10 protein-coding genes are annotated in these 13,553 nt (G+C 70.1%); 7 read left to right on the top strand and 3 right to left on the bottom strand.

The annotated features are described in order from the left end of the window. Window positions 1–48 precede the first annotated feature (48 nt). The 5 genes from CBM2586_RS12640 to CBM2586_RS12660 all read left to right on the top strand — a co-directional run bounded on the left by CBM2586_RS12640 (window position 49) and on the right by CBM2586_RS12660 (window position 5,562). A complete protein-coding gene (locus tag CBM2586_RS12640) occupies window positions 49–1,653 on the top strand; it encodes an ABC transporter substrate-binding protein (RefSeq protein ID WP_115661356.1) in 1,605 nt (534 codons plus the stop codon). Between the two features lie 79 nt (window positions 1,654–1,732). Then, the gene (locus tag CBM2586_RS12645) at window positions 1,733–2,644 is read left to right on the top strand and encodes an ABC transporter permease (protein WP_115687853.1); all 912 of its coding nucleotides are present in this window, start codon (window positions 1,733–1,735) and stop codon (window positions 2,642–2,644) included. Beyond that, a complete protein-coding gene (locus CBM2586_RS12650; protein WP_115661354.1) occupies window positions 2,637–3,530 on the top strand; it encodes an ABC transporter permease in 894 nt (297 codons plus the stop codon). Before CBM2586_RS12645 ends, CBM2586_RS12650 begins: the two co-directional genes overlap by 8 nt. Further along, window positions 3,527–4,573, top strand: coding sequence for an ABC transporter ATP-binding protein (locus CBM2586_RS12655; RefSeq protein WP_115687855.1), 1,047 nt, complete (start codon window positions 3,527–3,529; stop codon window positions 4,571–4,573). Before CBM2586_RS12650 ends, CBM2586_RS12655 begins: the two co-directional genes overlap by 4 nt. 23 nt (window positions 4,574–4,596) lie before the next feature. Next, a complete protein-coding gene (locus CBM2586_RS12660; RefSeq protein ID WP_115687857.1) occupies window positions 4,597–5,562 on the top strand; it encodes an ABC transporter ATP-binding protein in 966 nt (321 codons plus the stop codon). Window positions 5,563–5,596: 34 nt separating this feature from the next. On the opposite strand, the gene bamE is transcribed toward CBM2586_RS12660, so the two are convergent. The 3 genes from bamE to CBM2586_RS12675 are packed head-to-tail and all read right to left on the bottom strand — an operon-like array spanning window position 5,597 to window position 12,172. Next, window positions 5,597–6,145, bottom strand: coding sequence for an outer membrane protein assembly factor BamE domain-containing protein (gene bamE / locus CBM2586_RS12665; RefSeq protein ID WP_115661351.1), 549 nt, complete (start codon window positions 6,143–6,145; stop codon window positions 5,597–5,599). A gap of 58 nt (window positions 6,146–6,203) precedes the next feature. After that, a complete protein-coding gene (locus CBM2586_RS12670; protein WP_115687859.1) occupies window positions 6,204–10,361 on the bottom strand; it encodes a translocation/assembly module TamB domain-containing protein in 4,158 nt (1,385 codons plus the stop codon). Continuing rightward, window positions 10,361–12,172 carry an autotransporter assembly complex protein TamA gene (locus CBM2586_RS12675; RefSeq protein WP_115687861.1) on the bottom strand — a complete coding sequence of 604 codons (1,812 nt, stop codon included), beginning with the start codon at window positions 12,170–12,172 and terminating at the stop codon, window positions 10,361–10,363. Before CBM2586_RS12675 ends, CBM2586_RS12670 begins: the two co-directional genes overlap by 1 nt. A gap of 189 nt (window positions 12,173–12,361) precedes the next feature. On the opposite strand from CBM2586_RS12675, the gene CBM2586_RS12680 reads away from it, so the two are divergent. After that, window positions 12,362–12,553, top strand: a complete 192-nt coding sequence (locus tag CBM2586_RS12680) for a DUF3460 family protein (protein WP_115661348.1) — start codon at window positions 12,362–12,364, stop codon at window positions 12,551–12,553. Window positions 12,554–12,587: 34 nt separating this feature from the next. Then, window positions 12,588–13,478, top strand: coding sequence for a segregation and condensation protein A (locus CBM2586_RS12685; RefSeq protein WP_115661347.1), 891 nt, complete (start codon window positions 12,588–12,590; stop codon window positions 13,476–13,478). Window positions 13,479–13,553: the final 75 nt, after the last annotated feature.

The following is a 13,553-nucleotide window of genomic DNA, read 5'->3' on the forward strand; positions in this document are numbered from 1 at the left end:
GTTCACACCCACAGCGCCGCCACGAGACGGCGCAACAGGAGGAGCACCATGCAAGTGAAGACACTGTCCGACGCCACCCGCCATCGGCTGCTGGCGGGCCTGGTCGCCGCGGCCATCGTGCCGGTCGCCCACGCCGCCACGCCCGCGCCCGCCACCGGCAGCCTCACGGTCGCCTTCGGCGCGGAGTCGACCACGCTCGACCCGGTCAAGATCTCGGCCGGCGTCGACCATTATTTCGTCGGCCAGATCTTCGAAATGCTGGTGCGCCGCAACGCCGCGCTCAAGGACGAGAACTGGCTGGCGGAAAGCTGGAAGCTCGAGACCGGCAAGGACGGCAAGCCGGTGCTGGACGTGCAGCTGCGCAAAGGCGTGCGCTTCCACAACGGCGACCCGCTGACGTCGGAAGACCTCGAGTTCTCGTGGCAGCGCCAGCGCGATCCCAAGAGCAGCTTCTTCTCGCACTATGTCTCGTCGGTCGAGCGCTTCGAGATCGTCGATGCGCACCGCTTCAGGCTGCATTTCAAGCAGCCCGACGCGCAGTTCATCGTCGGCAACATGCAGCTGTGGGCGATGCCCAAGAAGTACATCCAGAAGGTCGGCGAGGAAGAGTTCGCCAGGAAACCGGTGGGCACCGGCCCATGGAAGTTCGTCTCGCGCACGGTCAAGGACGAGCTGAAGCTGGAAGCCTTCGACGGCTACTGGAACAAGGACAAGCGCCCCGGCATCAAGGAGCTGACCATCAAGGTGATTCCGGAGGACCTGACCCGGGTGGCGGCGTTCAAGACCGGCAAGGTGGATTTCATCGACAACGTGCCGCCGTCGATGGTGGAGGAATTCAGGAAGATGCCGGGCGTGAAGACCGTCACGCTGGTCAGCGGCAACAACCTGTTCCTGAACTTCAACACGCAGATGCCGAAGTCGCCGTTCAATGACGTGCGCGTGCGCCAGGCCGCCGCGCATGCCATCGATGTCGACGCCATCATCAAGCGCGTGCTGTTCGGCCAGGGCGAGCGCTATGCGCAGGTGGGCAAGGGCTCTATCGGCTACGATCCCGCGCTCAAGCCCTATGCGTTCGACCAGAAGCGCGCGCGCGAACTGCTGAAGCAGGCGGGCTACCCCAATGGCTTCGACACGCCCTGCTACAACCTCACCACGCCGCGCGAGCCGGGGGTGAAGGAGGTGGGCGAAGCCATGTACGCCTACCTGAGCGCCGTCGGCATCCGCTGCCAGGTGCGCAACCTGGAGTACGGCGCGTGGATCAGCCTGGGCAAGCGCGGCCGCTCGGGCCCGCCCGAGATGGACGGCGTGCTGAGCTGGATGTGGTCGCAGGGGCTGCCCGGCGATCCCGGCCTGGCGTGGTCGGGGCACCTGCACAGCTACCAGGCCGGTGGCGGCTGGGGCACCTACTCGTACACCACCGACCCCGAGGTCGACGCGCTGCTGGAAAAACAGCGCCAGACCATGGACCCCGCGGCGCGCACCGCGCTGCTGCAGCAGATCGCCCGCCTGAAGCAGGAGCGCGTGCTGGGCGGCCTGCCCACCTACCGCCCGCTGGTGACCTTTGCCTGGCGCGACAACAAGATCGACTACGTGCCCTGGCCGATCCGCGACTACTGGCGCTCGTTCCAGGAAGTCAGCTGGAAGCCGCGCTGAGCCACCGCCGCGCCCGGCCGCATCCATCCCTGCGCGCCGGCGCGGCATCACCGCCGACGATATTCCGACGGAGCCCGCCATGCCCATTGCCGAACGCCTGCTGCACGGCCTCATCAGCATCCTTGGCGCGAGCGTGATCATCTTCCTGATCTCGCGCCTGTCCGGCGACCCGCTCGCCTTGCTGCTGCCGGCCGACGCGCCGCCCCAGGTCATCGAACAGACCCGCCAGCACCTCGGCCTGGACCAGCCGCTGGTGGCGCAGTACCTGGTATTCCTGCGCAACGCCGTCACCGGCGACTTCGGCAACTCGTACCGCTGGCAGGAGCCGGCGCTCGGCCTGATCCTGGAGCGGCTGCCGGCCACGGTCGAACTGGCGCTGGCCGCGCTCGCGTTCTCGATCGCGATGGCGGTGCCGTTCGGGGTGCTGTCGGCGGTTTATCGCGGCTCGTGGTTCGACCGCTTTGCCAAGGTCTTCGCCATGGCGGGCCAGGCCATGCCCAACTTCTGGGTCGGCCTGCTGCTGATCCTGTTGTTCGCGGTGCAGCTGAACTGGCTGCCGGCCTTCGGGCGCGAATCGTGGCACAGCCTGGTGCTGCCCGCGATCGCGCTGGGCTGGTATCCGGTGGCGGCGCAGACCCGCGTGGTGCGCTCGGCCATGCTCGATGTGCTCGACAGCGACTACATCCGCATGGGCCGCGCCATGGGCCTGCCCGAGCGCGTGCTGGTCTGGAAGTACGCGCTGCGCAACGCGGCGATTCCGCTGGTGACGATCCTCGGCGTGTACTTCGCGGCGATGCTGGGCGGCGCCTTCGTGGTCGAGGTCATCTTCGCCTGGCCCGGCGTTGGCCGCACCGTGGTCGAAGCCGTGTTCGCGCGCGATTTTCCCGTGGTGCAGGCGGGCGTGATGCTCACCTCGGTGCTGTTCGTGCTGTCCAACCTGCTGGTCGACCTGAGCTACGGCCTGATCGATCCGAGGATCCGCCATGCCTGAGATCGCCATCCCTCCCGCCGGCGCCACCGCGGCGCCGGTACGCAAGCGCCCGCGCCGCAACCTGCGCGGCCTGCCCTGGTTCGCGCTGGCGGTGCTGCCGCTGTTGCTGGCCTGCGCCATCGGCGGCGAGGCGCTGCTGCCGCACGACCCCAACGGCCTCGACCTGGGGCTCGCATTCCAGCCGCCGGCGTGGCTGGCCGGCGGCAGCTGGGCCTATCCGCTCGGCACCGACAACATGGGCCGCGACCTGCTCACGCGCATCATGGCCGGCACCCGCATCTCGCTGGTGGTGGCGCTGTACGCGATCCTGATCTCGGGCGGCATCGGCACCGCCGCGGGCATGCTGGCCGGCTACTTCGGCGGGCGCCTGGACGCGCTCATCATGCGGCTGGTCGACATCCAGATGTCGATCCCGGCGCTGGCGCTGGCGCTGGTGCTGGCGGCGGTGCTGGGGCCGGGCTTCGACACCGTGGTGCTGGTGATCGTGGTCACCTACTGGACCTGGTACGCGCGCATCGTGCGCGGCGAAGTGATGTCGCTCAAGCAGCGCGACTACGTGGCGCTGGCGCGCGTGGCGGGTTGCGGCACGCTCACCATCTTCCGCCGCCACCTGCTGCCCAACCTGCTCAACACCCTGCTGGTGCTGGCCACGCTGCAGGTGGGCCAGGTGATCATCTTCGAGGCCTCGCTGAGCTTTCTCGGCCTGGGCATCCAGCAGCCCGACGTGTCGTGGGGACTGATGCTGGCCGATGCGCGCAACTACATCACCAACGCGTGGTGGGCGATCACCATGCCCGGACTGGCGATCATGGCCACGTGCCTGGCGTCCAACTTGCTGGGCGACTGGCTGCGCGACCACTTCGATCCGAAACGGAGGCAGCTATGACCGGCCCGGACCCGCACGTGACCCAACGCCCGTTGCCAGCGGCCGCGCCGGCTGTGCCTTCGCACGGCACGCCGATGCTGTCGGTACAGGGCCTGACCACGCACCTCGAATTGCGCCGCGGCGTGGTACGCGCGGTGGACGGCGTCGACCTGCACGTGAACGAGGGCGAGACCCTGGGAGTGGTGGGCGAGTCAGGGTCGGGCAAGTCCATGACCATCCTGTCGATCCTGCGCCTGCTGCCGCGCCAGGGCGGCGTGCGCCTGGGCGGCAAGGTGCTGCTCGATGGCGTGGACCTGCTGCAGTTGCCGGAGAAGACCCTGAGCACGCAGTACCGCGGCCGCAAGATCGCCATGATCTCGCAGGACCCGCTGACCTCGCTCAACCCGGTGTTCACGGTCGGCGACCAGGTCGGCGCGCCGCTGCACTACCACGGCCGCGCCGACAGCCGCGCCGAGCGGCGGCGCCAGGTGGTGCAGGTGCTGGACAGCGTGCGCATCCCCTCCCCCGAGGCCCGGCTGGACGACTATCCGCACCAGTTCAGCGGCGGCATGCGCCAGCGCGTGGTGACCGGCATGGCCATCGCCAGCGCGCCGCGGCTGCTGGTGGCCGACGAACCCACCTCGGCGCTGGACGTGACCATCCAGGTGCAGATCATGGCGCTGTTCCGCCGCATCCAGGCGCAGACCGGCGTCGGCATCATCCTGATCACGCATGATCTGGGCGTGGCGGCCAGCATCTGCCATCGCGTGGCGGTGATGTACGCTGGGCGCATCGTCGAGAGCGGCGACGTGCGCACGCTTTACCAGCGCCCCGCCCACCCGTACACACAGGCCTTGCTGCAGGCCATCCCCCGCTTCGGCGACCGGCGCGAGCGGCTGTACGCGATCCCGGGCAGCCCGCCGAGCCTGGTCGATCCGCCGCACGGCTGCCGCTTCGCGGCGCGCTGTCCGCACCGCAAGCCGCTGTGCGACGACGCCTATCCCCCCGAGATCGAACTCGAATCCGGCCACAAGGTCAGCTGCTGGCTGGCCTCGGCCGGCTGAGACCGCGGAAAGCAGGAGGCGCCATGCTGCTTGAAGTAGAAGACCTGAAGAAGCATTTCCCCGCGCGCGGCGGCGGCACGGTGCGTGCCGTCGACGGCGTCAGCTTTGCCGTCGATGCCGGCCAGACCTTTGCGCTGGTGGGCGAGTCCGGCTGCGGCAAGACCACCATCGCGCGCCAGCTGCTGCTGCTCGAGCGCCCCAGCGCCGGCGCCATCCGCTTCGATGGCCAGGACGTGCTGGCGCTGGACCGCAAGGGCGTGCTGGCCTACCGGCGCCAGGTGCAGGCGGTGTTCCAGGACCCGTCGTCGTCGCTCAATCCGCGCCTGAAGGTCAGCATGCTGCTGGCCGAGCCGCTGCTGGCGCACGGCCAGGGCGGCAACCGCGCCGCGCTGCGGGCCCGGCTGCTGGAGTTGCTGGAGATCGTCGGCCTGCCGTCCGGCGCGCTCGAGCTCTACCCGCACGAGTTCAGCGGCGGCCAGCGCCAGCGCATCGCGGTGGCGCGCGCGCTGGCGCTGCGGCCGCGGCTGCTGGTGCTGGACGAGCCGACCTCGGCGCTGGATGTGTCGATCCGCGCGCAGATCATCAACCTGCTGGCGCAGATCCAGCGCAGCTTCGGACTGGCCTACGTGGTGATTGCCCACGACCTGGCGCTGGTGGAGCACTTCAGCTCGGCGGTGGGCGTGATGTACCTGGGCAATATGGCGGAAAGCGGGCCCAGCGCCGCGGTCTTCGGCGCGCCGCGCCATCCCTATACGCAGGCGCTGCTGGGCTCGGCGCCGCGGCCCGACCCGGACCACCAGCCCGCCGAAGGCCTGATCCTGGGCGATATCGGCTCGGCGCTGCACCCGCCGCCGGGGTGCAAGTTCCATCCGCGCTGCCCGCGCGCGCTGCCGGCGTGCGCGGCCGAGGCCCCGCCCATGCGGCGGCTGGACCCGGCCGCCGACGCGGCCATGCCGGCGCACCAGGCCGCCTGCCACCTGCTGCAGTGAAAGCGCGCCGAGGGCAAGCGTGGGCCGCGCTGCCTCAGCCGCCCTGCATCCGCGACGGATCGTCGCTGCGCGAGGTGGTGGTGACGGTGCCGTCGCGGTTGAAATGCACGTTGAAGAAGGCCTTGTCGGTCGAGGTCTCCATCCAGCGGTAGCCCCACACCTCCTCCTGCTTCAGCGCGAACGCCTCCACTTTGGTGGGCTTGCCCAGCAGGCGGCGGACGTCGTCCTTGCTCATGCCGGCGCGCACGCGCGCGAAATTTTCGGCCGAGAGCACCTGCTCGATCTTCGCGACCTTGCCGTCGGCGCCGATGGTGACCATCCACGTGGTGGTGCCCTCGGGGCCGCGCGGGTATTCCAGCCGGCGCCCGCCGTCGGCCTCTTCCCAGACGATCTCGGGCTTGCCGGCCTGCCGGCGCAGGTCTTCCTCGGTCGACTGGCCCGGCACGATGCCCTTGAACAGCTCGCTGTCGGGCTTGATCGCGTTCCAGGTGTTGCGCGCGGTCTCGCCCGCCTTCTTCATGGCTTGGTCGACCTTCTGCTGGTCGCAGCCGAACAGCGCAAGCATCGAGGCAATCAGTCCCATGGCGGCTAGGCGTCGCGGCGACGCGGCAAAGGTCGAAAGGGGGAAGGTCGAAGACACCTCAGCGGCGCACCGGCTCGGCGATGACGGCCGAAGCCGCCTGCGCGGCGCTTTCGGGGTCGAGTGGCTGACTGTCATCCTGCTGGCTCCTTCTGGTGCCGCGGTTCGGGGCCCCGCTGAACAGGTTGGCCCAGGTGTCGAAGCGGCGGTTGAACAAGACCGACAAACCGTTGATGGAGCCGCCCTTGGCAATCAGCGACCAGCGCCGCGAGAACTGCCAGGTCAGCTTCACCACGTTCGAGGCCGAAGTCAGGCTCTGCTCATAGCCGACCGACATGCGGTCGGAGATGGCCTTGCCCATGCTGACCACCTGCTGGTCGTTCAGGCCCGCGGTGCTGGGCCCGATCGAGAACTCGTCGATGCCGAAATGCGAGACGATGCCCTTGCCGGCCTTGCCGCCGATCAGTCCCAGCGCGGCGCCACCCAGAGCCGAGCCGCTCAGCTGGCGCTGCTGGCCGGCGCCGGCGCTTTCCGCGCCGTAGCCGAACATCAGCCACGACAGCTTGTCCTCGTCGGGCACGTTGGGCTCCGACACCAGCCGCACGCGCGGCAGCCGCACCGTGCCGGTGACCTCGACGCCGGCCTCGACCTCCTGGTTGCGGCGCATGGCGCGGATGTTCATGTTTGGATTGTCGATCGGGCCGTTGAAATTGATGATGCCGCGCTCGATGTCGAGCTTGCGCCCGAAGGCCTCGTAGGTGCCGTCGGTGACGCGCACCGTGCCGGTGGCCTTGATCGGCGTCAGCGGTTCGCTCTTCACGCCCATCTGCCCGGCCAGCAGCAGGTCCGCGCCCGCACCGCGGAAGCGGAAGTTGTTGCCCAGGTCGACGCTCAGATCGATCACCGGGCTGAAGCGGCTGGCGGGCTTGGTTTCGGGCACCGGCGTGGCCGCGGTCTTGACCGCGCGCTGGTCCTTGCGCCGGATCACCACGACATCGTCGCCCAGCACCGGCGCGCCCGCCTTGGGCAGGTCGAACAGCCCGCGGTCGACGCGGAACTTGCCGCGGATCACCACCTGCTTGTTCTCGTTGGCGATGCTGGCATCGCCCGACACCACCAGCGTGCGTTCCGGGCTGGCAAACAGCTGCAGCTTGTCGGCGACGATCCTGCCGGTCAGGTTGGGATCGGCCTCGCCCAACTTGATGTTGCCGGTGGCGGTGAGCTTGCCGTCGCCGCCATGGAATTCCACCTGCCTGAGCTCCACCGTGTTCTGGTCCAGCACCACGCGCACGGTGCCGTCGGTCAGGCGCAGCCCCTGGTCGTACAGCGTCACCGCCAGGTTGTCGCCGTTGATGGTGCCGGTCAGCAGTGGCGCGGCCACCGTGCCCGCCAGCCGCATCGCCGCGGCCAGGCGGCCGTCGAAGGCGTACTGCGGGCCGGTCAGCGCTTCCAGCGACTTGAGCCGCGGCACGTCGACACTGACGGTGCCGCCCAGCGTCGACGCCGGGCCCACGGTCTGCAGCCCCTGCTCCTGCACCAGGCCGGCCGAGGCATCGATCACCACCTTGCCGATGCGGCCCGACACCATGCCGCCGCGCAGCGCGATGCGGTTGCCGCCGGCGTCGGCGCGCAGGCTGGTCTCGCCCAGGCCGAGCGTGGTGAAGCCCCGGCCCGCGTTGACCGAAACATCGCCGCTGCGCCGGCGCACTTCCGCGAAGCCGGTGGCGGTCTCGGCCAGCGCCACGTTCCAGCGGCCGTCGATGACCAGGTCGGAGCGCAGCGGCGGGCGCTCGCCAGTGATGGTCTGCATCAGCTCCAGCACGCGCGCCACCTGCAGGCCATCGAGGCTCCCGGCGCTGCGGATGCGGCCGTGGTCCCAGTCCAGGCTGTCGATCGCCAGCGTGGCGCGGTCCAGCAGCAGGCGCGTGGCGCCCAGGCGCACGTGCTGGTCGGCCACCAGCAGCTGCGCGGGCGCGGCCAGGCGCAGGTTGAAGGTGCTGCGCTCTTCCAGCGTGCGGATGGTGCCGTTCCAGCCCTGCTGGCCGCGCCACGCGCCCTGCCCCGCCAGCGCCAGCTGCAGCGGCCGCTGGTTCAGGCTGCCGGCGGCCTTGATGTCGAAGGCGTGGCTGGCCTGGGTGCCGTTGAGGGTGGCGTCGAGCGTGGCGAGGCTGGCGTGCGGGCCGCGGTAGCCGCGCGCCGCCAGCTGCACCGACAGCGGGCCATCCAGCCCGCCGCGGATTTCGGCGCGGCCACTGGCGCTGGCCACCTTGTGCGGTCCCACCTCCAGCGTTTGCGCGTTGTAATCGGCCACCACCTCGGGCTTCTTCAGCGTGCCGGTGATGGTGGCGTCCAGCTTGAGCTTGCCGGCCACGCCGAACTTCAGGCGGTCCAGTTGCGGCGCGTCGACCGCCAGCCTGAGCGCATCGCCGCGCGCGCCGAAGCTGCCGCGCAGGCTGGCCTGGTTGCCGGCCATGCTGAGCGCGGCCTCGCTCGGCAACAGCCGCTCGCCCGCCAGGCGCAGCTTGCCGCCGCCGGTCATCGGCAGGCCCGCGTATTCGCTTTCATGCACGGCGAAGTCCACCGCCACGCCCAGCTGCGGCGCGAGCTCGCCAGTCGCGCTGAAGTCCGCATTGATGCGGCCCGCGGCCACCTTGGCCAGGCGCGACGGGTCGAACGCAGACAGCTTGCCCTTGAAGCTGTATGGCTGCTTGTCTTTCAGCCCCAGCTTGCCTTCGGCGGTCAGCAGGCCGGTGCCGACCACGGCGCGCAGCGCCGCCAGGGTCACGGTCTCGGCATCCACGCTGGCGTCGGCAAACAGCTTGAGCTGTCCGCCCGCCAGGTCCAGCGCCACGCTCTGCCGTCCCGGCTCCAGGCGGATCACCACCGGGCCCGACAGGCTGGCGCTGGCGAGCGAGCCGTGCAGCGCCGACGGGTCCAGCCTGCTCACGTCCAGGTCGAAGCCGCCGCGGCCGCCGCGCAGCGAGCCGCTGCCGGCGATCTCGGCCTTGCCCGCCAGCGCCACGCGCAGGTCCGACACCGCCTGCGCCGACTCGCTCAGCTCCACGCGGGCGCGCACCGATTGCACCGGCAGCCGCTCGCGGTCGAGCGGGCCGGCCTCCAGGTTGCGGATCTCGATCTCGCCGGCGACCGCCAGCGGCGCCGGAGCCGGCGCGGCTGCGGGGGCGGAGGCCGCCGATGCTGCCGCTGGCGCTGAGGCGGCCGGCGCAGCCGCCGCGGGCGCCGAAGCCCCCGCCGCATTGCCGCCCGTCGTCACGCCGTCCACCGGCCGCAGCTCGGCTCGCACGGTCAGGTTGGCCTGCGGCGCCGACGGGCTGAACAGGCGCGGGTTGATGCGGTCGCCGTCGACCAGCAGGCGCGTGAACGGGACCTTCCCGAACGGCGTCAGGTCGGCGCCGGCACGCAGGTGGATGCGGTCGCCGCTGGCCTGCAGTTCGGCGCGCAAGGCGTCGAGGTTGCCGTTGGCGGTAGCGTTGACGGCAAAGGCCTCGTCCTGCCAGCTGCTTTCCAGCAAGGCTTCGGCGCTGAGCGCGAACGGCGCGGCGGCGCCCAGTTGCGCGTTGGCGGCGAGCTTGCCGTAAGGCGTTTCCAGCTTGTCGACGCTGACGCGGTGGCGCAGGCCATCGCTGTGCAGCGCCCCGGCCAGGTTGCTGAACACCATCGGCTCGGCCGTGGGCGCCGGGCCCTGCACCAGCGCCAGGCGCTCGAGCGTCAGCGCATCGACATCGATGGCCAGCGGCAGTTCGAGCGAATCGGGTTTCTGCATCGGCTCCGTAGCGGGCTCGGCCGGCCCCAGCCGCACCTCGGCCTTGCCGATGCGCAGCCACTGCACGTGCAGCCGCCGCGGCTGCCAGCTCAGGTTCCAGCTGCCGTCGACGCGGTCGACCGTGACGCGGGTCTGGCCGCTGGCGAAGACCACGTCGCGCAGGCGCAGGCCGTGCGCCACGGTGCCGCCTTCCAGGCGTCCGCCGAGCATGCCGGCCGACAGCCGCGTCGCCAGCGTCCACAGGTGCCGCGTGCCGGTTTCGGTGCGCAGCGCCGCCACGCCGGTGGCCGCCAGCACCACCACCAGCAACAGCAGGATCCCGGCCAGCCAGCCGAGCGCGCGCCACAGCCGCCGGCGCTTGCGCGGTGGCGGACCCGAGGGCGGCGGCGCCGCGTCGCCGCCGCCGGGCACGGCGGGCAGGTCGTGCACGTTCATCAGAACGCCACCCCCAGCGAGATATGCGGCCGGAACTGCTGCTCCTGGATGCCGTAGCCCACGTCAAGCTGCAGCGGGCCCACCGGCGTGCGCCAGCGCACGCCCACGCCCACGCCGTTGTAGATGGTCACGCCGCGCAGGTCGTTGGCGGCGGTGCCGGCGTCCCAGAACACGGCCACGCCCCAGTCCGGCTTGAACCAGTACTGGTACTCGAGGCTGCCGGTGGCCAGGTACTTGGCCGGCAGTATGCTGGCGCCGCTGGGCGTGCCGAGCGACTGGTAGCTGTAGCCGCGGACCGAATCGGTGCCGCCGGCGCGAAAGCGCAGCGTCGCCGGGATCTGGCTGGCGCTGTCGCCGGTGACGTTAGCGCCCAGCTCCAGCCGCGCCACCACCAGGTCGCGCTTGCCGACCGGGACGTACTGGCGGATCCGGCCGTACAGCCGCAGGAAGGTGGCATCGCTGAGCAGGTTCTTCGCGGCTACCCCGATCTGGGTGTTGATCACGTTGCCGCGGCGCGGGAACACCGGGTTGTCGACATCGCGCCGGGTCCAGGCAAAGGCCGGCACCAGCGCCTTGCTGATCTGGCTGGCCTGGCCCACCGGCAGCAGCTTGTCGTAGTAGAAATCGAGCGACGTCGCGACGTCGTACTTCTCGCGCGAGCGCGCGCGCTTCAGGCCCGCGCGCAGGCTGGTGGTGTCGGTGTTCTCGATGTCGATGGTGCGCTCGTAGCTGCTGTAGACGCTGTTGCGGTAGGCACCGCGCGACGGCGGCATCGCCGCCTCGGCGAACAGGTAGGAACGCTTCTGCTCGATGCGCGCCTGCGAATCGAAGGTCCAGGCCCGGTTGAACAGGTTGTAGTAGGAATAGCGCCCTTCGACCTGCGCCCCGGTATCGGTGGTGAAGCCGGCACCGCTGTTGAGCCGGTGCACCGGATATTCGCGCACGCGCACCGACACCGGCGCGGTGACCACGCCGTCGGGTGCCTGCCCGGCATCCGGCGGCGGCTCCAGGTCGACCTGCACGTTGGAGAAATACGGCTGGTTCTGGATCGCGCGCTGCAGCTCCAGCAGCCGCTCGACCCGGTAGGGCTCGCCCTCGTTGAGCGGGTTGACGTTGACGATGATCTGTTCCGGGTAGCGGCGCGTGCCCGTGACCTTGAGCGGCCCCAGGCGGTAGGCCGGGCCGCTGGCATAGTGCGCCGACAGGTCGGCGCGCAGTTCGTCGGGCTCGACCCGCGCCTGCGACGCGGCCAGGCGCGCGCCGTAATAGGTGTGGCTCTGCAGCGTCACCAGCGCGTCTTCCTTGGCCTTGTCCCAGGCGTCCTGGCGGAACGGCTCGCCCGCGGGCAGGCCCCATTTGGCCTTCATCTCCGCTACCTGTCCGGGCGACTGGGTCGCGGCCGGGCCGGTCACCTGCAGGTCGACGTTGCGGATCAGCGTGCGCGCGCCGGGGTCGACCATCACATGGACCACGCGCTTGTCGCCCTCGCCCTCGACGCGGGTGGTGGTGGTGGGATCGAAATAGCCTTCGGTGGAGGTGAAGGCCCGCACCTGCTCGCCGACGGTCTCGACCATGTAGTCGAACTGGTCCTGCGACAGGTCGGTGCGGTCCTTGTAGCGGGCCAGGTCGAGGTGCTCCTCCAGCATCTCGCGGATCGGCTTGGGCGCGTCGACCTCGACCTTGTAGGCGGCCTGGGCGGCACCTCCGGCAAGTGCCAGCACCAGCGCCCCGAGCACGCCCGGTGCGCGCGAGGCCGGGCGCCGGGCGGCGCGGCCAGCCAGGTCAGCGGTGTTAGCGGTGTCTTGCGGCATCGCCCCATTGTCCACACATACAAAGTCGGTATTTGACCACACCCGGCCTGGCGCCCGGAATTTTCCTGCGCATTGCGGCGCCTTTGCGGCCGCCGCCCCCCGGCTGGTGTGCATCCCGGGGTGCCGATACTGTAAAATCATGGCCCACTGTACCTATCTGGCGCCCGCACGGGTGCATCCCGGTTGACCATGGCCCTCTACGAATCCGATATCACCCAGTTCCTGAAGCAGCTCAAGCAAGAGCGCCCGACGCTGGAGGCCGAGCAGCGCGACGGCCGCGCCCTGCTGTGGGACAAGGCACCGATCGACCTCGAAGAGCGCGCCCGCGCCCAGGCTTCGCGCGTGGCGCAGAAGCCCTACGTCTACTCGCTGGACAACTGATCCGCGCCGCCCCCGCGTCCGAGCCGAACGCACCATGAGCGCAGGCGACCAGGACAAGCTGCCGCTGCCCGTGGAGCTGCCCGCCGTGGCGCCCGCCGCCGCCGGCCCGGCCGGCCCCGCCGACATGGTCGACGGGATGGCGTTCGCGCGCCTGTACGGCGAGCCGCTGTTCAAGCTGCCGCAGGACCTGTACATCCCGCCGGATGCGCTCGAGATCTTCCTCGAAGCCTTCGAAGGCCCGCTGGACCTGCTGCTGTACCTGATCCGCAAGCAGAACTTCAACGTCCTCGACATCCCGATGTCGCAGGTGACGCGGCAGTACCTGTCGTATATCGAGCAGATCCGCAAGACCAACCTGGAACTGGCGGCGGAATACCTGCTGATGGCGGCGATGCTGATCGAGATCAAGTCGCGCATGCTGCTGCCGGTCAAGAAGGCTGACAGCGACGAGGAAGCCGAGGACCCGCGCGCCGAACTGGTGCGCCGCCTGCTGGAGTATGAGCAGATGAAGCTGGCCGCGCAGCGCCTCGATACGGTGCCGCAGCTGGGCCGCGACTTCCTGCGCTCGCAGGTGTATATCGAGCAGAGCCTGGCGCCGCGCTTTCCCGAGGTGGAAACCGTCGACCTGCAGGCGGCCTGGGCCGACGTGCTCAAGCGTGCCAAGCTCAACCAGCACCACAAGATCTCGCGCGAGGAGCTGTCGGTGCGCGAGCACATGAGCCAGATCCTGCGCCGGCTGCAGCACGCGCGCTTCATGGAATTCTCGGAGCTGTTCGAGGACGCGGTGCGCTCCGGCAAGGGCGTGCCGGTGGTGGTGGTGAACTTCATCGCCATGCTCGAGCTGTCGCGGGAATCGCTGGTGGAGATCACCCAGGCCGAGCCGTTCGCGCCAATTTATGTGCGATTGGCGTACAGCCCCAGCTGACCCGTCCGAACCGCCGAGGCCAGCCCCGCCCCACTTGATCTACAATCCGCCGACAGCCGGCCCAGACCGGCACGG

Source organism: Cupriavidus taiwanensis (assembly GCF_900250115.1).
Classification (GTDB): domain Bacteria; phylum Pseudomonadota; class Gammaproteobacteria; order Burkholderiales; family Burkholderiaceae; genus Cupriavidus; species Cupriavidus taiwanensis_B.

Excerpts from the sequence above, each read along its gene's own strand:
- CBM2586_RS12640 (WP_115661356.1), top strand. The coding sequence starts at position 49 with ATGCAAGTGAAGACACTGTCCGACGCCACCCGCCATCGGCTGCTGGCG.
- CBM2586_RS12645 (WP_115687853.1), top strand. The coding sequence starts at position 1,733 with ATGCCCATTGCCGAACGCCTGCTGCACGGCCTCATCAGCATCCTTGGC.
- CBM2586_RS12650 (WP_115661354.1), top strand. The coding sequence starts at position 2,637 with ATGCCTGAGATCGCCATCCCTCCCGCCGGCGCCACCGCGGCGCCGGTA.
- CBM2586_RS12655 (WP_115687855.1), top strand. The coding sequence starts at position 3,527 with ATGACCGGCCCGGACCCGCACGTGACCCAACGCCCGTTGCCAGCGGCC.
- CBM2586_RS12660 (WP_115687857.1), top strand. The coding sequence starts at position 4,597 with ATGCTGCTTGAAGTAGAAGACCTGAAGAAGCATTTCCCCGCGCGCGGC.
- bamE (WP_115661351.1), bottom strand. The coding sequence starts at position 6,145 with ATGGGACTGATTGCCTCGATGCTTGCGCTGTTCGGCTGCGACCAGCAG.
- CBM2586_RS12670 (WP_115687859.1), bottom strand. The coding sequence starts at position 10,361 with ATGAACGTGCACGACCTGCCCGCCGTGCCCGGCGGCGGCGACGCGGCG.
- CBM2586_RS12675 (WP_115687861.1), bottom strand. The coding sequence starts at position 12,172 with ATGCCGCAAGACACCGCTAACACCGCTGACCTGGCTGGCCGCGCCGCC.
- CBM2586_RS12680 (WP_115661348.1), top strand. The coding sequence starts at position 12,362 with ATGGCCCTCTACGAATCCGATATCACCCAGTTCCTGAAGCAGCTCAAG.
- CBM2586_RS12685 (WP_115661347.1), top strand. The coding sequence starts at position 12,588 with ATGAGCGCAGGCGACCAGGACAAGCTGCCGCTGCCCGTGGAGCTGCCC.